This is a genomic window from Peribacillus sp. NJ4 (genome assembly GCF_030348345.1).
Lineage (GTDB): Bacteria > Bacillota > Bacilli > Bacillales > DSM-1321 > Peribacillus.
Window position 1 is genome coordinate 619417 of record NZ_JAUCFQ010000001.1, and the last position, 17951, is coordinate 637367.

Sequence of the window (17951 nt, forward strand, 5' to 3'; positions counted from 1 at the left end):
GGTATCCTTTTCAGGGTATCTTTTTTGTATGTCATGAAGTTGCATATCCCTCCATGGTATAGTGAAATGGCGTGAGGACGGACATGTTGAGTTTGCCATTTAGATAATGAATGGGAAAAATAATATACAAGAAAAAGAAATAGGACATGTAAAGCGTGAAAGGAAGGTGGATGAATAGTGTTTTTCAAGAAAAATGAAGAACTGGATCATAATGAAAAATGGTATTGTATAGGAATCATGACGGATAATGGGTTGGAGGATGAAGAATATGATGTTTTGTCAAAACGCATCCTCGACTCGGTCCAAAATGTGAAGGTCATATCAGATTTGATAAGGGTGGAATGGGATCGGGGAAAATTGCAGGCATTGAACGAACGTTTTCAGGACCATTCATTTTCTGACCCATGTTTTATCATTAATGAATTCATACCAGAGGATATAAAAAGGGCAAGGAAACTTCTTGAGAAAAACAATAAATGGAAGCGGCTCTTTGGTTTCCTTTCCCCTGTTGAATACATGGAAGCCGAGACGAAGGCGGCCCATGACTTCGATAAGGCCCTCTTTTATACGGATGATGCGGAAAAAGTGATTGAATACATAATTGCAAATAGCTAGAATCCCCTGACGCATCGATACATAGTATCGGTGTTTTTGCATTTGACAATGTTTATCGGAGCAATTTCGCGGTAGTAATTCGCCCTTACGCGGTAATAATCCGCCCTTGAGCATATCTTCCCTTCCGGAAATAAAAAGAGAGAATGTCAGGAAGTTGGTAGGAAAGGTGGGTGGAAACGCGGAATATCTTAAATAGAAAGAAAGAGAGTTTTAAGGGAGAGGGAGATGTATCGATGGAAGTTGCCGTACCTCAGCAAAAGCCAAAACCGAAATGGAAAAGACGGGCGCTATGGAGTTTTGGAATCCTGATTTTACTTTTGCTGTCTGTCTTGATTGCTGCAAATGTATTTCTTTCAAGATCCTTGCCCGAAACAAAGGGGGAAATATCGCTTCCAGGCCTTTTGAAACCGGTTACGGTAGTGAGGGATTCCAGTGGGGTACCGCATATCAACGCAGCGAATGAACATGATTTGTATTTAGCCCAAGGGTATATCCAAGCACAGGACCGTTTATTTCAAATGGATTTAAGCAGGCGTCAGGCATCAGGAAGATTGAGTGAAGTGATTGGTGAGAAAACCGTCAAAAATGATAAATATTTTCGTACACTGGGGTTGAGACGGGCGGCTGAAGCCTCTTATGGTGCATATACAAGTAACGGGAAAGAAGCCCTGGATGTGTTTGCCGAAGGGGTGAATCTTTATATCGATGAACTGAAGCAGAATGGGAAATGGCCGGCAGAGTTCACTTTACTTGGATACGAACCAGAGCCGTGGACACCAGTCGATTCGCTGGCCATCGGTAAATATATGGCCTTTGATTTAGGCGGGAACTGGGAAGATCAGGCGTTTAGACAGTATTTGCTGCAAACGTTCCCAAAGGAAAAAGCGTATGATTTATTCCCGAATTATCCCAATGGCGCTCCATATATCATCAGCAAGGAAGAACTGGATATTGAAAAAAGTTTCGCTGGGGCGGTTATTCCTTATGAATTCAACGGCAGCAATAACTGGGTCGTTTCAGGCAAGAAAACGGATTCCGGTCAGCCGCTATTGGCGGATGATCCCCATCTGGGATTAGCTACACCGTCCGTTTGGTATCAAATGCATTTGGAGGCCCCGACAGTCAATGTGAGCGGTGTTATTTTTGCCGGGATTCCAGGAATCATACTAGGTCATAACGAAAAGGTCGCTTGGGGTGTGACCAATACAGGTCCGGATGTTCAGGATCTGTATATTGAGAAGAGAAACCCGGAAAACGAGAAAGAATTCGCCTACAAAGGTAAATGGGAAAAAGCTGAAATCCTGGACGAGCCGATCAAGGTGAAGGATGGTAAAACACTTGACTATAAGGTGACGGTTACCCGCCATGGACCGGTTGTTTCCGAGTTTGCCGGGAAAAGCGGAAAAGATACCGTCCTTGCATTAAGGTGGACGGCACTTGATCCTTCTGCCGAGCTTGAAGCGGTGTTGAATATGAATAAAGCCGGAAACTGGAAAGAATTCGAAAAGGCCCTCTTGAAATTCGAAACCCCGGCACAGAATTTCGTCTTTGCCTCAGTCGATGGGACCATTGCCTATAAGGCGAATGGGAGAATCCCAATCCGGAAAAAAGGCGATAGTATGCTGCCAGTACCTGGCTGGACGGATGAATTTGAGTGGAAAGGCTACATTCCGTTTGATGAACTTCCAAAAACGGTCAATCCGGAAGAGGGATTCATTTCGACAGCGAATAATAAAGTCATCTCGGATGACTATCCTTACCACATCAGCAATAACTGGGCACAGCCCTACCGTCAGATGAGGATACAGGAGTTTTTAAAAGCCAATAAAAAGCTTACGGCCGAGGATATGCAAAGCCTGCAAATGGATCAGCTGAATCTGCAAGCTAGAGAGTTTGTCCCTCAATTTCTAGAGGTATTGAAAGGTCCTTCGGGAAAACAGGAAGAACAGGCACTTAGGATTCTTAAGAAATGGAATCATATTGATTCCGTTGATGAAGCAGCGCCGCTGATTTTTAATGTCTGGATGAAAAAAATAGGGGAAGTTCTGCTTACAGAAGAAATACCGGAGGAAACCCTCAACCTCTTTAATGGAAGGCGTTCAGCCATTGATGAACTACTAAGGCGGGCACTGGACGGTAAGCCGGGTCCTTGGATTGAAGAGGCAGGCGGACTGGAGCAGGTACTCGCCAAGTCGTTACAGGAGACGTTAAAGGAGCTGGAAGAATCACAAGGTGACGATATAGCTGATTGGGAATGGGGTGACTATCATCAGGTAAGGTTTAACCACCCGCTATCAAGTGTCGCCCCGTTAAATTATTTATTTAACAGCGGCGGCGGAATGCCGGTCGGCGGCAGCAGTGTAACTGTACAGGCAGCGGCATTTTTAGATGACGGAACTGTTAATCATGGTGGCTCCTGGAGGTTTGTCATCGACCTATCCGACATGAACCAGGGGTATCACCTCGTTGGCCCGGGGCAATCAGGTAACGTTAAAAGTGAGTGGTACCACGATCAGCTTGATGATTGGGCAGAAGGTACTTATCACAAAACGGCATTAGACGATCCAAAAGGTGATAAGCTGACATTGAATCCATCATACTGATATTCAGAAAAAAAGTACCAAGTCCAGCATGCATGCTCTGGACTTGGTAATTTTTCATTATTTTTGCTTAGTCAGGAATTCTGCAAGGAATTCCTCAAAATTAGGTGCCTCGATTGCTGCAATTTTTTCATATGACTCAATGATCTTGAGTTTAATCTCTTGTTCCAGATCATTCCGGTCTTGATAGTTTGTGTTTTTTAACGATTTTTTTATTTTAGGATTTAAAGAATCGATAAGATTCACCAATTCTTCTTTTGAGAGTTTTTTATCCACAATGGCTTTTCTCCTTTCTATTATATACCTCATCCATATAGTGCTTTCGAAGTTTTTTTAGAGCTTGTTTACGGATGCTTGAGATATTCTGTGGCGACTCATGGAAATAGGCAGCAATTTCCTTGTTGGATAGGCCGTAGGAAAAAATCATGGTCAGCACCAGGTTTTGTTTGGCTGTTAACTTCTTCAAGGCTTTTATCATCTCTTCATCACTTATGTGTGAAGATAGATCATTCGTTTCTCCCATCTTTTCAAGTTGAACGTCCAAAGTACCGATTCGATCGATCATTCCGCCAGTATCCCTTGGTGTCGCATCAAGTACCATTCGATAGCGTTCCCGCTGCTTCCGTGCCCTTTTATCAAAGTCAACGGAGAAAAAGTAAATTAAGGAGCACATGTATTTGTATACCTTAGCCCGGTAATAGAAAATTTTGAAAGTCTCGTTGAGTTGGCAAATGTTGTGTGAAGAAGGGGAATCAAGAGTTTCGGTGAAAATCTTTAAATGCTCTGGGTTCTGTAAAAATACTTGAATGATCGGTTGTTCAAAGAAAGATGAGTACTGTTGTTGCAGAAATTCCAATGAATGAGAAAAAAAATGAGAAGTTAATTGGTTCATCGCTATCCCTCCTTTAATTAATAAAGTGATGGACAAGGGGAATAAATCAATTATATACGAACATTCGTTCTTTTATCCATAAATCAATAGTGCTAGATTGTTTTTTTTAAACAAGTTTCACTTTAGATATCAGATACAAGAAAAGGGGTGAAGAGGATGATGATTGAGGATGCTACTATGTGGGTGTCATTAGTTAGCGAATTTGGCTATCCATTCGTCGTTTCTATGTTTTTGCTCTTCCGCTTCGGTAAACAATTAAAAGAACTGACAACGGACGTAGAGAACTTAAAAAAGTCCGCTCACAAAACGAAAAAACGATAACCTCAGGACGTAATGTGCTAGGTAGTAAAAACCGAATTTCGGGTTCTGTTCAATAAAGGGTCCGGAATTCGGGTATAAAGAAACCGGTACATTGGACCATTAAATTCCTCCTTTAAAGTCAAATAAAAAAAAGATAAACCATTATTTGGAATATAGCACAAAATGGTTAAAAAATAATCCTCAATTGGAATCATTTTACTGCTATAATTCATCCGTCAATGGAATTAGATAGGAAATCCTCCCCTCATACGATTTTAGTTTTATGGATTAAAGTGAAAATACTTTTAAAAAAACAACATTCATATATAAACTTATGTAAATATGCGGCATCCAAGTAAAAGGATGCTGCTTTTCTTATTTTTTGGTAATAAACTGATAGTATGGAAAGGGGTGACAATTTTGAATGAAATACAGCTAGAAGATATTCGGATTCTACAGCATGAATGTGAAGGGGAAGATTTTACATTAAAGCTGAACTGGGAAACGCTTCGCAGTCGAAATGGTGTGAATAAGAATGACTTTCTTCACTATGATGGAGTAAAACTTGTTGGTTTTCTTGGTCTTTACGATTTTGGAAACAAAGTGGAGATGTGTGGGATGGTACATCCTGATTTTCGGAGGCAAGGCATTTTTACAAAGCTGATGGATGAAGCTATAAGGAGTGCCATGGAGCGCAACTATAAGTTGATCATCTTGAACGCACCTTCCCAATCCCATTCAGGGACAGGATTCTTGAAACAGCTCCCATGTGAGTTTTCTTTTTCTGAGTTTCAAATGAAATGGTCTCAAACGGAACTGGATGATTATGAGGATGCAGTCGTTCGCCCTTCACGGAGAGATGATGAGGAAACGGAAATTCAGCTGGATATTCAATGTTTCCAATTTACGAAACAAGAGGCGAAGGATTATTATCAGCGCATCCTATATGAGGATACTCTGAAAACCATGATGATTGAAAAGGATGGCCGCGCGGTCGGTAAGATCCGTGTTGATCACTCAGACCGGGAAGCGTGGATTTATGGATTTTCCATTTTGCCGGAATACCAGGGAAACGGACTGGGCAGAAAGGCATTGAAAAAGGTTGTAGCCGAACAATGCCAGCTGGGATATGATATTTTTCTCGAGGTCGAGGCGACTAATGAGCATGCTTTAAGACTCTATGAATCTTGTGGATTCAAAACCATTCAAAGACAGGATTATTATCAATATAAAGGGAAGCGGTGCTTTAACGTCAAATAGTGTTGGGGGAAAAGGGATGTTGACATTATTCACTTATAACTGGCAGGTGCGAAATGAGTGGTTCAAGTGGTGCAGATCCGTACCGATTGAGGAACTGAAACGACAGCGTACTGGCGGGATGGGCAATATTTTAAGGACACTCGCCCATATAATCGATGTCGAATGCAGCTGGATCAGGGCCATACAAGGGAAGCCGGATGTCGGGATAGATTTAGACGCTTATAATACGATCGAGAAAGTGGAGGAATTATCCGGGCGTTATCATTCAGAGGTCGTGGACTATTTGAACTCGCATTCAATTGATGGGAAGGAAGAAATGATTCAGCCATCCTGGATGGAGGGGACATACCAACAAGGCAGGATACTGCGCCATCTGATAGCACACGAAATTCATCATATAGGCCAGTTGTCCATCTGGTCGAGGGAGATGGGAATCGAACCGGTTTCCGCCAGTTTAATAAATCGGGATTTATAGGTTTTCATGTTTTAATAACTGGTTACCAGTTTTTTTTGAAAGGAATTCTGCAGGTTTTTTCAAAAAAGGGGATTATGGAGGGGGACAATTCGGGAATCCATATTGGGTATAATGGTCGTTTCACCGGCACGCCTTGGTCTGGATGGGACAGGTTAATTCCTAATATAAGAAATTTTTCGTCTTAACGCAGTAGAGTTATAACATATTAAATAAAAAGGATTAGCGTATTAGCTTAATCCTTTTTATTTATTTGTCATATACATTAATATTTACGCACTCAAATTTTTGTTAATTTTGGCTTATGTGTCGCTGGTTTAATGTATTTAGTTAATAACCGGCGTGAGATTGGTCCAACAATCAGTAACTGTGATGGTAGCGCCACGATAAAGTTTAGACCAACTGTTTTAAGGTAAGCTGTGACAATTGAACCCTCGATTCCTATTATTAACCTCGTTAAAATAACCCCATATACTGACATAATAAGGACCATTATTGGGACCATACAAAAGGCGATTGCAATAATAAAGTTGGTTTCTTTCGATTTATCATAAGGCAGTGATAATGCAAGTTTACGCGCCTGCGGTTCAACTATTGACTCTGCAATAAAAGCGACGATGAATGTTACCACAAATTGAATCACTGCACCCCCTACTGTAAACGATGAAAACCCGTGTAAAGCTGTGTTGTAAACTGACATAATAAGAACCATTCCAAAACACATAAAAAGCCCAAAGATTATGCCTTCCTTTTTATTACTAGGCAAATAAAAACATCCTTTCTTTTAAGCATAAATGTAATTATATATGCCAAAATTTTTTTACATAAGTGACATCTTTATGACTTTTATTTTAAGTTATTTTAATTACATTGTTGTTTTGATGAAACCTTGTTTATAGAGGTTTTGCAAAAAAAAACGAATTAGAAAAATTGATAGATAAAGAAAACCATAAAAGAATAATAGCGAATTTAATTTGTTTCAATGAGTTTGATGATTCATTAGATTCCCAGTAAGTATTTCATTATCAATCGGGAGTATGCTGGGGTGATTGCCTTGGTCCTATTATTATCAAGCGGATTAACTGCAGCGGCGCTTCCGGTTCACTGAAGTAGAGAGCGTCGAAGAAAGAAGGAACGATCTTGAAACCATACGATGTAAGCAGGCTGGCTCATGTGCATGGGCCAGCCTTTTATTAAAAAGCACCTTTCTCCCTAAGGATTCCCTCGGATTCGGTGACGATTATATATATTTGAAGGAAAAACGATCCATGTTCAGTGAATGGGAATGGATAAATAGTACCAATTATTCAAAATTATTAATATTATGGTAAATCATGACGCGATTTCGACAAAATCATGTTATATTATTCTAGCATTTTACAAAAATAGAAGGGTTGTGAAGTATGTCGTTCAAGATGCATGTTAAAAAGATGCTTGCCCCGATTCTGGCTGTAAGTTTGATTACAGCCCCATTTACCGTACCGGGGGAGACATCCGCCAAAGAGTCTAATAAGAAACCGGTCGCGACTAAACCATTCATCATTTCAGCTCCTGCCGTTAATTACACAAATGGCACCAAGGCGACTGTAACGGTCACACCGAAAAAAGGGAACAAAGGAAATGAAACAGTTGTCTTCCAGTTAATGAATGGGACGAAGGTCATTTCACAGTCAGCCGTTGAGGCGGATATTAAATCGGCCCAAAAGTTCTCTGCATACTTCAATACGTATAAAGCTGGTTATTGGGTCAAGGTATCGGTTGTCTCCAAGTATAACGGCAATACGAGTAACTTCGGCAACAGCCTGGCAACCTCCGTTTCTGATGCCCCATTTGAACTAAGGATCATGGAGACGACAGATATACACACTAATCTAGTGAGCTATGATTATTATAAGGATGCCGTATCGGACTCCGTCGGCTTTTCCCGCACGGCATCTTTAATCAAACAGGCACGAAAAGAAGTGGAAAATAGTGTTTTAGTGGATAACGGCGACCTTATTCAAGGGACCCCCCTGGGTACGTACAAAGCGAAAATAGCGCCACTGAAAAAAGGTGAAGTTCATCCTGTCTATAAAGCGATGAACTTGCTTGACTATGATGTCGCTACATTCGGCAATCACGAATTCAATTATGGTTTAGCTTATTTGGACGAGGCCATCAACGATGCGGACTTCCCTTATGTGAATGCCAATGTTTATAAAAAGGATAAAGACAATAATCCAAAGAATGACAAAAATAAATATACCCCTTATAAGATCGTCACGAAAAAAGTAAAGGATATCAATGGAAACGAGAAATCAGTAAAAATAGGCTACATTGGATTTGCCCCTCCGCAAATCATGGATTGGGATAAAACGAATCTTGACGGTAAGGTCATTACAAAAGAAATCGTCACGACTGCAAATAAATATGTACCTGAAATGAAGAAAAAGGGTGCGGATGTCATCGTGGCGCTCACTCATTCCGGGTTTAATGGCGACACCAAGAATACCGAGGATGTCATCTATTCATTAAGCAAAGTATCCGGCATCGATGCCATCACGTTCTCTCACACGCATAAAGTCTTTCCGGCACAAGATGAGGCGTCTTTAGACAGCCTATTTAAAGATAGCCAAGGAAAAATCCTTAAAGGCGTGGATAATAAAAAGGGCACCATCAATGGTGTACCAGCCGTTCAAGCAGGATATGGCGGCAGTAATCTGGGGATCATCGATCTTGATATCCAGAATATCAAAGGGAAATGGAAGGTCGTTCATTCCGATTCATCAACACGGGCAATCAACGACAAAGTAACAGGAAAAAAAGCAGCTGAAGATGCATCTGTCGTCAAAGCCGTTAAAAAGGATCACGAAGGAACGATCAAGTATGTCAACACGCCAATTGGAACGACTACAGCTCCAATCCATAGTTACTTCGCCCTTGTGCAAGATGATCCTTCTGTACAGGTCGTGACAAGCGCGCAGAAATGGTATGTGGAAAAATATATCCAAAGCAACCGTCCTGAATACAAAGACTTGCCTATTCTTTCTGTAGGCGCCCCTTTCAAAGCGGGGCGCAATGGAGTCGAGGAATTCACCGAAATCAAAGAAGGCGGACTGACCATTCGCAGCGCCGGCGATTTATATTTATACGATAATACCTTGAAGGCAATCAAGATCAAAGGGTCCGTGGTTAAAGAATGGCTTGAGATGTCTGCCGGGAAATATAATAAAATTGATCCTGCCAAGTCTGAGGAACAGGAATTGCTTAATGGGAAGTTTGCCGTCTATAATTTTGATGTGATTGACGGCGTTACGTATCAAATCGATGTCACCAAGGCTCCGCGCTATGATGAAAAAGGGATAAAAGTGTCGGATTCAAGCAGGATTGCAGATTTGAAATATAATGGCAAACCAGTGGACCCGAATCAAGACTTCATCGTCGTTACGAATAATTACCGTGCTTCGGGCGGAGGAAACTTCCCGGGAGTGAAAGGCAGTGAATACGTAGTTGACTCTGCGGATGAAAATCGCCAAATCTTGATGGATTACATTACACAAGAGGGTGAGATCAATCCAACCGCTGATAATAACTGGTCGATTGCCCCGATTTCAGGCAAGGTGAACGTTACTTTCACCTCATCACCAAAGGGTGCGGAATATCTAAATGAAGAAAGTACGATTTCCTATACAGGTAAAACCGATGATAAAGGCTTTGGCATTTACAAATTCAATCTTGGAAAAGAAAACGTTAAGGTGCAATTGCTCGGAATCAATGATCTTCACGGCCAGCTGGATACCACTTCTGATTTTGGCGGTATCAAACAAGGGCGTGCTGATTATTTAGCTGCGCACATGAAGCAGCGTAAAGCTGAAAACCCTGAAAATACACTTTTACTATCAGCAGGGGATGCTGTTGGGGCAAGTGCTCCCGTTTCCTCTTTGATCCAGGACAAACCGACGCTACAGTTTTTGAATAATATGAAATTCGATGTCGGAACTGTCGGGAACCATGAGTTCGACAAAGGGGTAGAAACCCTGATGGCTCAAATAAATGGCGGAAAGTCGCCCACATCTGATGTGGTATTCGATAAATTGAACTTTCCGTATGTGGTTGCCAATGTCGTATATAAAGACACGAAAAAACCCATTTTGGACCCTTACGTCATAAAAAAGGTCGGCGGGGTTGATATTGGGTTCATAGGTGTAGTCACGAATGCCACACCTCAAAAAGTAAGTCCGGATGGCATTAAGAATGTGGAATTCATAGAACAGGCACCTGCGGTAAATAAGGCGGTTGATGAGTTGAAGGAGAAGGGCGTCAAATCCATTGTGATCATCTCGCATGACCCAGGCACTGAAAAGGAAGGGGTCATCACAGGCGAAGTGGCTGATCTTGCCAATGCAGTGGATGATGAAGTCGATGTGATCTTAGCAGGAGATAATCATGCAAGGGTCAACAACTATGTGGATAATAAATTGATTGTACAAGCTTACTCTTATGGAACGGCTTTTGAAGATGTTGATTTGGAAATCGATCCAAACACAAAGGATATTGTCAAAAAGTCAGCTGAAATTGTCACGGTTACACAAGATGGCATCACACCCGATGCCGGGACGACGAAATTCATTAACGACTATTTAGACATGTTCCCCGAGTTGAAAGCCCCACTTGGGACAACGGATGAGAAAATTTTAAGAACCAATGCCTATACACAGGAAACTGCACTCGGTAATTTAATTGCCGATTCGATGAAAGCAGATTTGAATTCGGATTTTGCCTTCATGAATCCAGGTGGAATTCGTGCAGATATTCCAAAGGGGGAAGTCACTTTTTCCGATTTAGCGAAAATCCAGCCGTTCGGAAACGTATTGGTTAAGCTCGAACTGACTGGAGCCGAAGTGAAAACGCTGCTTCAACAGCAATGGATTGTTGAAGGATCTCCGAAAACTTTGCAAATTTCTGGACTGAGCTACACAGCCGACTTCAGTAAACCTGTCACCGAACGTGTCACTTTATTGAAGGAAGCGGACGGGACACCGATCAAGGATACCGAAACATACACGGTCGCCGTCAATGATTTCATGGCAAGCGGTGGTGATAACTATACCGTCCTGAAAGGAAAAGAGCGAGTATTTGGGCATGCTGATCTGGAAGCTTTCGTTAACTATGTGAAAGAAACCTTCAAAGGCGGAAAGATCACGGCAGAAATTGAAGGCAGAATTACGAATATCAATAATTAATTGAGGTTTACTCGTGAGTTTGAGGATTTACTCGTGAAAATTGGACATTTACTCGTGAGTTAAGTGAATTTACTCGTGAAACCTAAATGAGAGCGCTCCTTAATACAAGGGGGCGCTCCTTTTTGTGATCAATTGTTTCTGAAGATGGAAAAGTTTAATCCCAATGCAAAGGTGACCCATGCGATATAGGGAATCATCGCTAAACCTGATGTACGGTCTATTTTATAAAACTCGAATGCCGTTAATGTAATCAAGGTCAGCAGTCCAGCCATTTCAATAAATGCTGTTCCGCGCAAGCCCCATTTGAAGAATAAAAAAGACCATAAGAAATTCAACCCTAGTTGAGTATCGTAGAGGAGTTCAGCTGACTTCGATTTTTTTTCTTTGGATGCAATGCGATATTTCGCTATTCCCATAATCATATAAAGGCCGGTCCAAGCAACGGGGAAGGTCCAGGAAGGAGGAGCAAAAGCAGGTTTCTTGAGTTTGTCATAAATTTCTTTTGAATTCCTTGTGGCGAATATCCCCACAAGTGAACCTCCGACCACAGGTACCAAAACACTTTTAGCTAACTTTCCGTAGTTCATCATGCAATCAGCTTCTTTCTTCATTGTTTGGATGTTCTTAATACCTTTACCTTTTCATCTGAAAATAAAACATGTCCTTTAATCAAGGAGTGTAACTTTCTTCCAAATTTTACGTCGGTACTATTAAGAAAAGGGGGAATACCGATGAACCGTAAAAAAATGATGTTTTTGTTCAGTTTGTTCCTTTTACTTGCTGCATGCAGCAGTAATGAAAAAGATGATTCAGCATCGGAATCACAGGATGAAAAGGCGACCAGTAAAATGGACGCTTCCTTTTCTGGGAATAAGGAGCCGGAAGAAGTCGCGGAAAAAGAAGGGGTGACGGATGAAAGAAAGGTCATCCATCAAGCCCAGCTAGAGTTGAAAGTGAAGAACCTTGAAAAGGCACAAATAAAGATTGAGAATAAGGTGGATGAATATGGCGGATATGTTGTCGAGTCCAATGTATACAGGGAAGATGAAGAATTGGTGGAAGGAACCATCACTGTTCGGGTCCCCGAGGCCCGTTTTCAGGATTTTCTAGCCGATAGCGAGGGCGAGGCTTCAGAAGTGGTCGGAAGGAATGTTACAGGACAGGATGTGACGGAGCAATATGTAGATTTAAAAGCAAGGTTGAAGTCAAAGAGGGCTGTGGAGGAAAGGTTACTTGCATTCATGCAGGACGCTAAGAAGACGGAAGACCTGTTGAAAATATCATCTGATCTTGCCGTGGTTCAAGAAGAAATAGAGCAGCTGACCGGGCAAATGAAGTATCTTGAAAACCAGACTTCATATTCAACGGTTACAATCACGTTTATACAGGACCGGATTGTTGTACCGGGCATTGATAATAAGGAATTGAATACATGGGAGAGAACCAAGAAACAACTTGCAACGAGTGCGAATCTATTACTTAAAGCGGGTTCGGGAATCATTGTTTTCATAATAGGAAACTTGCCTATCCTCATTATTTTAGGCGGAGCTGGAGCGGTGGTCCATTGGGCGCTGAAAAGAAGGGGTAAAAGGTAAAGGAAGAAAAAAAGAGGGTGCCCAAACAAATTCGTTTGGGCACCCTCTGGCATTTATTTTTTTCTTTTATGCAAACCGGTCACATAATACAGAACCACTAACAGTAAGATCCAGATCGGACCAACGATTAGAGCGATTCTTGTATCTGCTGAAAAGCCGAGTACAACCATTACGAATACTAAAAAGGCTAGAGTGAAATAAGAAGTGAATGGGAAAAGAGGCATTTTGTAACCTAAGCCTTGTTTTTCCGTCGGACTCATTTTTCGTCTAGACATAATCTGTGTGACAAGTATGGTTCCCCAAGTCCAGAGTGCACCGAATGTGGCAACACTTGTCACATAACTGAAAACTTTATCGGCTTCCATGTAGTTAAGGTAAACACCAAAAAGTAGCACGACAGCCGAAACGATAATGGCAACGCCAGGAACGCCTGACTTTGTTGTACGTTCGAAACTTTTTGGTGATTCACCTTGCTGCGCTAGGTTGAATAACATTCTTCCCGTACTGAAGATCCCGCTGTTACAAGATGATAGGGCCGCTGTCAATACGACAAACTGAATGATTCCTGCTGCGCCTGGTATACCGATTTTATCAAACATCATAACGAATGGGCTGTTTTCTCCATTCATTTGATCCCATGGAGTGATCGATAGAATGACTGTCAGAGCTAAAACGTAAAAAAGTAAGATCCGATAAAAGACGGTATCGATGGCTCTTTTTAGAGATTTTTCAGGATTTTTGACTTCACCTGCTGTTACACCGAGCATTTCAATTCCCAAATAGGCGAACATGACCATTTGGAAAGAGAGGATGACACCGGAAATCCCATTAGGGAAAAATCCGCCATGTTCAACAAGGTTGCCGAATCCAACCGCGATTCCGCCGTTCCCAAGTCCAAAGATGATCATCCCGAAGCCAAGAACGATCATAAGGATGATCGTAACGATTTTAACTAGGGCGAACCAAAACTCCAATTCACCGTAAGCTTTTACAGCAAGAAAGTTAATCGTTGTCATGATGGCAAGTGCGGCTAACGCCCAAGCCCATTGTGGAGTCCCAGGGAACCAGAATTGCATATAGATTCCGACTGCCGTAATTTCGGCCATACAGGTGGCAATCCAAACGAACCAGTAATTCCAACCGGTTATATATCCGGCAAGAGGGCCGACAAATTCGCTTGCATAGCGACTGAATGAGCCTGCGACAGGGTTTTTTATCGCCATTTCCCCTAGTGCCCGCATGATAAGATAGATCATAAGCCCGCCAATTGCATAAGAAATAATGATAGCTGGGCCGGCTAGTTTAATCGCAGATGCCGAGCCGAGAAATAAACCGACTCCAATGGCTGCGCCAAGAGACATTAATGCGATATGTCTTTCTTCCAAACCTCTATGCAGTTGAGATTCTTTGGAGTTTTGCATAATTTTCCCCTTTTCTTTGTTGGAGTGAAGTTTTCTCTATCTAGCATTTTATCACTAGTAGAGCTGAATACATATTATTTATTGATTTTTCACATAATATTACAACTAAATAATATATTTTAATAGAGAGATTGTAAAGCGAAAAATGAAAACGCTTACCAAGAAGGAGCTCTTACCTGTTTTCATTATATAATAATCTTTTATAACTAAATGGAATGCTATTTAAATAAAATATAATTATGTGATTTTTCTAAAAATTTAGACTATTATCCGATGAAAAGCTGTCCCAATGTAAAGGAACAGCTTTTTGTTATCATTGCCAGATGGCGGAGGCCCACTCTGGATGATCTATGAAAGGGTTGCGATTATGTTGATATTCATTATAAATGACCTCATTTCGGTTACGCTCGAAGGCATCTACAGGGTCCTGTTCATTCCATTCCAGTAAGACAGCCAATTTACCATGATACGGGGCTGTACCATTGTTCACTTGATTATTTAGCTCTAAATTGACTTCCCCTGAATCGCCCTCGTAACGAACCGCCATATAAAAAAGCATTCGGGCGACATCCCCTTTGACACTATCGCGAGGTTCCCAAGAATCCGAGTCATAGTAATTTCCTTTCGCTTCGGTGTGTTCAGAACCTCCATTATCGAAGTCCAGGTTGTTTCTTGTACTATTGACGGACGCATCAGTCGGCCGAAGGTGATGTAGATCGGTGCCAGGTCCTAAAGTGGTGCCAAAATCGCCATGTGATTTTGCCCAGACATGTTCACGGTTCCAATCATTGACACCAGATCCGTTCATTGTTTTTCCTTGAGAACGCCCTGTATAAAGAAGAATGACATTATTGGCGTTATTCGGGTCCTCATCGGTTTTCCGTAAAGCGTCCCAGACATTTGTATACGATATTTCCGTATGGTCATCGATGATTTCATGGAGGGAACTCTTTAGCGAAGCCCCTGATTTTCCGCTGGCTGATTCATAGTATGAGCCGACCCCGGGTGTCTCCGGTTCTGGTGAATCATTCCCTGAAACCATGGCAGAAACATCTTTTAAGCCTGGATGGGTGAAATATGCACTCAGTGCACCGGTTACGGTGACTTTTTTTCCTTTTAAAGAAGGATTCGATTTCAACCCAAATTCAGGTCGAAAGGAAGATGGGATCTGAACATATACCATATTGGCAATGTTTGTTTCCGCGAAACTGTCTGCTAAGGCTATGGCATAATCATTCGGATAGCTGTTCGTGACTACGGTGTTAGCAGAGGTAGGCTGTCCCACTACATAGCCACTGACCGTTTTAATCGTGCTGTCTTGATTTGCAATGGCTTGGGAAACGGAGAAAGGAGATGACAAGCTGCCATCGCCAGTCGCGGCTAGTGAAGGGGTGCCGAAAAGAGCGGGAATAAAGAATGCCAGCACGAGTAAAATGGACAGGATAAGTCTTGGTTCATGTTTTGTGAACATGTCATTCCTCCATAAATCGATTCATACCCATTTCCAGAAAAATCGGCATGTATATGTAAAGTTATGGATAAATGGTGCCTTCTCCTTCTGGATTGTCAAAAATGAGAGAATACAGCTAGTGAGGGTTAGCGAAATTTAGGGAAATAGCCCGGGAAATATCGAAGTCCGTTATGGAAATGACATGGATACGAAAAACCGTCAGCATCCTACTGACGGTTTTTTTTACTCTTTTTTATAAGAAGGCTTTGAATGAAACTCAATAGAAATGATCCGATTAAAGCTCCCCAAAAAGAATCTATTACAAAGCCACTCACTACATAGGAGGTGATTTGAAATGTGAAGGCATTGATAATGAAAGAAAACAACCCGAACGTCAGGATGGTGATCGGCAATGTGATAAGTTGCAGAATGGGTCTAACCAGCAAGTTCATGATTGATAATATAAAAACCGCCAGCAGGGCTGTACCGTAAGATTTGATCGTGATGGAGTCGAGAAGCCAGTCAATAACGAGCAATACCAACCCGTTGATAAGAAAGCGCATTATTATGTTCATGAAAAACTCCTCCTGAAGTCACTTTACTACAAGTCATTATACTAAAATTTCATGAATTTCAGTTATATGTTTACAGAATTGTCACAAAAAAGAGGGGGCGGATATGTACTCCCCCCGGAAAAGAAAAGGACCCATTTTAGGGCCTTATTCTATTAGTTGTTGGCAATGATCTTTTCGAATTCACTTAACTCCAATGTGTTTTTCAGCTTTGGATTGGTGTTTAAGGAAAGCAGGGCACTTTCGATGAGGAAGGTTCGCGGATCACTGTTTTGTAAAAATTCCTCTTGGATAAAGTGAATTAATTTTAAGTTTTTCACCCGTTCAGCTTCATCATCTTGACATAGCTTCAAAATCATCTTTTTTAGGTCGTTTGCAGAGTGCAGGAGTGCTGTATGAAAATCCTGCTGTGTATTGAAGCACTCCGGCAGCCATTGCTTGATTTGATCGGGTTCTAAAAGCTGTACGCCGGACTGGCTAACATCTTCGAAAATGGTTTTGATCCGGTCCACACAATAACGGATAACTTCAGTAGGGTTGAAATCGGGCTCTTTAGCCAAGACATTAAAATGAATCGTTTGATGCATCATCCCCGAGTAAAGAATGGCACAGTCCAAAATATAGGGTTTTTTCTCAGCGCCGAAAATATCCAGAAACCGTTTTGATAACCAATGTATATGCTGGAATTTAGCATGGGTTATGAAGTTCTTAAGTTCGGTATCATTCGAAATCATTACTTCTTCATATAAGGAAAAGAGTTTATTACTTTTATTGGAGTGCATTTGCAATTCGGATTGTTTGATGAATATTTCAATATCTCCAAGGTTTTGCCCAATCAGCAATTCATTCCGCTCTTTTTCTAATTTTTCTAGGGTAGTCAGGAAGACTGCCTTAAGCAATTCGCTTTTAGAAGAAAAATAGTTATAAAATGTTCCTTTTGAAATGCCGCTATAATCCAAAATGTCCTGAATGGATGTTGCTTGATAACCCTTTTCGATAAATAATTGGTGTGCATATTTAACTACCAGTTGTTTCCGCTCATTCATTTATATCACCCTTACTCTTATTGGACGGTCATTTTAACGTAATAGTATCTTATTTTCTATACGAATACAAACCAGTATGTTTACAATTTCTCTAGCAAAATAAGGGTGATGTCCTCATATGGATACCTTGTTTCAGTCAATTTTTTTATAGGGATTCATGGATTTTTGAAATCCAAAATGTACACGAATGGATCAAGTCTGATGAAATCGGGAATCAACAAAATGCATCCTTCTACACTTTATGTAAATAAAGGCTAATGAAGTGAACAAAGTCACAGGAGAATCATCTGGATTGCTATAAAATAAATAGAAGGAACCAGGTGCAGCCGCATCGTATCAAGAAAGCATATATCTCTCATTCTCGTTTACTATCCCATTAGTAGGAGAAATGATAAAAACACTTATTACGAAGGAATATTGGGCATGAGGGTCGTATACCATTATTAGGAATATTAATTTGTTTATATGTTGTACAACCAACGTTTATAAAGTGTGAGTAATCCATA

Annotated in this window: 15 protein-coding genes; 7 read left to right on the forward strand and 8 right to left on the reverse strand. The window is 41.2% G+C overall.

Annotated features, from left to right (window positions below):
• Positions 1-177 precede the first annotated feature (177 nt).
• Both QUF94_RS03065 and QUF94_RS03070 read left to right on the forward strand, forming a co-directional pair.
• Positions 178-615: a hypothetical protein gene (locus QUF94_RS03065; protein ID WP_289314563.1), complete on the forward strand. Its 438-nt coding sequence runs from the start codon at positions 178-180 to the stop codon at positions 613-615.
• Between the two features lie 233 nt (positions 616-848).
• Positions 849-3218 carry a penicillin acylase family protein gene (locus QUF94_RS03070; protein WP_289314564.1) on the forward strand — a complete coding sequence of 790 codons (2370 nt, stop codon included), beginning with the start codon at positions 849-851 and terminating at the stop codon, positions 3216-3218.
• A 57-nt stretch (positions 3219-3275) separates the two neighbouring features.
• Here QUF94_RS03070 and QUF94_RS03075 read toward each other — a convergent pair whose 3' ends face one another.
• Positions 3276-3491 carry a hypothetical protein gene (locus QUF94_RS03075; protein WP_289314565.1) on the reverse strand — a complete coding sequence of 72 codons (216 nt, stop codon included), beginning with the start codon at positions 3489-3491 and terminating at the stop codon, positions 3276-3278.
• Positions 3484-4107, reverse strand: coding sequence for a sigma-70 family RNA polymerase sigma factor (locus tag QUF94_RS03080; protein ID WP_289314566.1), 624 nt, complete (start codon positions 4105-4107; stop codon positions 3484-3486). Before QUF94_RS03080 ends, QUF94_RS03075 begins: the two co-directional genes overlap by 8 nt.
• 156 nt (positions 4108-4263) lie before the next feature.
• Between QUF94_RS03080 and QUF94_RS03085 the strand changes: the two genes are divergently transcribed.
• From QUF94_RS03085 to QUF94_RS03095, 3 genes are all read left to right on the forward strand, one after another.
• On the forward strand, positions 4264-4428 hold the full coding sequence (locus QUF94_RS03085; protein WP_081088496.1) for a YvrJ family protein: 165 nt from the start codon (positions 4264-4266) through the stop codon (positions 4426-4428).
• A gap of 390 nt (positions 4429-4818) precedes the next feature.
• A complete protein-coding gene (locus QUF94_RS03090; protein ID WP_289314567.1) occupies positions 4819-5667 on the forward strand; it encodes a GNAT family N-acetyltransferase in 849 nt (282 codons plus the stop codon).
• A gap of 16 nt (positions 5668-5683) precedes the next feature.
• Positions 5684-6142, forward strand: a complete 459-nt coding sequence (locus QUF94_RS03095) for a DinB family protein (RefSeq protein ID WP_289314568.1) — start codon at positions 5684-5686, stop codon at positions 6140-6142.
• Between the two features lie 277 nt (positions 6143-6419).
• Here QUF94_RS03095 and QUF94_RS03100 read toward each other — a convergent pair whose 3' ends face one another.
• Positions 6420-6905 carry a DUF2798 domain-containing protein gene (locus tag QUF94_RS03100; RefSeq protein ID WP_289314569.1) on the reverse strand — a complete coding sequence of 162 codons (486 nt, stop codon included), beginning with the start codon at positions 6903-6905 and terminating at the stop codon, positions 6420-6422.
• A gap of 637 nt (positions 6906-7542) precedes the next feature.
• Between QUF94_RS03100 and QUF94_RS03105 the strand changes: the two genes are divergently transcribed.
• Positions 7543-11361 (forward strand): bifunctional 2',3'-cyclic-nucleotide 2'-phosphodiesterase/3'-nucleotidase, encoded by a 3819-nt coding sequence (locus tag QUF94_RS03105; protein ID WP_289314570.1) that lies wholly within the window; start codon positions 7543-7545, stop codon positions 11359-11361.
• A 128-nt stretch (positions 11362-11489) separates the two neighbouring features.
• Here QUF94_RS03105 and QUF94_RS03110 read toward each other — a convergent pair whose 3' ends face one another.
• Positions 11490-11972 carry a TspO/MBR family protein gene (locus QUF94_RS03110; protein ID WP_289314571.1) on the reverse strand — a complete coding sequence of 161 codons (483 nt, stop codon included), beginning with the start codon at positions 11970-11972 and terminating at the stop codon, positions 11490-11492.
• Positions 11973-12092: 120 nt separating this feature from the next.
• On the opposite strand from QUF94_RS03110, the gene QUF94_RS03115 reads away from it, so the two are divergent.
• Positions 12093-12956: a DUF4349 domain-containing protein gene (locus tag QUF94_RS03115; RefSeq protein ID WP_289314572.1), complete on the forward strand. Its 864-nt coding sequence runs from the start codon at positions 12093-12095 to the stop codon at positions 12954-12956.
• Positions 12957-13009: 53 nt separating this feature from the next.
• Here QUF94_RS03115 and QUF94_RS03120 read toward each other — a convergent pair whose 3' ends face one another.
• The 4 genes from QUF94_RS03120 to QUF94_RS03135 form a co-directional block, all read right to left on the reverse strand.
• The gene (locus tag QUF94_RS03120; RefSeq protein WP_289314573.1) at positions 13010-14377 is read right to left on the reverse strand and encodes an amino acid permease; all 1368 of its coding nucleotides are present in this window, start codon (positions 14375-14377) and stop codon (positions 13010-13012) included.
• Between the two features lie 313 nt (positions 14378-14690).
• Positions 14691-15848, reverse strand: a complete 1158-nt coding sequence (locus tag QUF94_RS03125; RefSeq protein ID WP_289314574.1) for an endonuclease — start codon at positions 15846-15848, stop codon at positions 14691-14693.
• Between the two features lie 206 nt (positions 15849-16054).
• On the reverse strand, positions 16055-16402 hold the full coding sequence (locus tag QUF94_RS03130; RefSeq protein ID WP_289314575.1) for a phage holin family protein: 348 nt from the start codon (positions 16400-16402) through the stop codon (positions 16055-16057).
• Between the two features lie 152 nt (positions 16403-16554).
• Complete coding sequence (locus QUF94_RS03135; protein ID WP_289314576.1) at positions 16555-17445, reverse strand: TetR/AcrR family transcriptional regulator; 891 nt, start codon at positions 17443-17445, stop codon at positions 16555-16557.
• Positions 17446-17951: the final 506 nt, after the last annotated feature.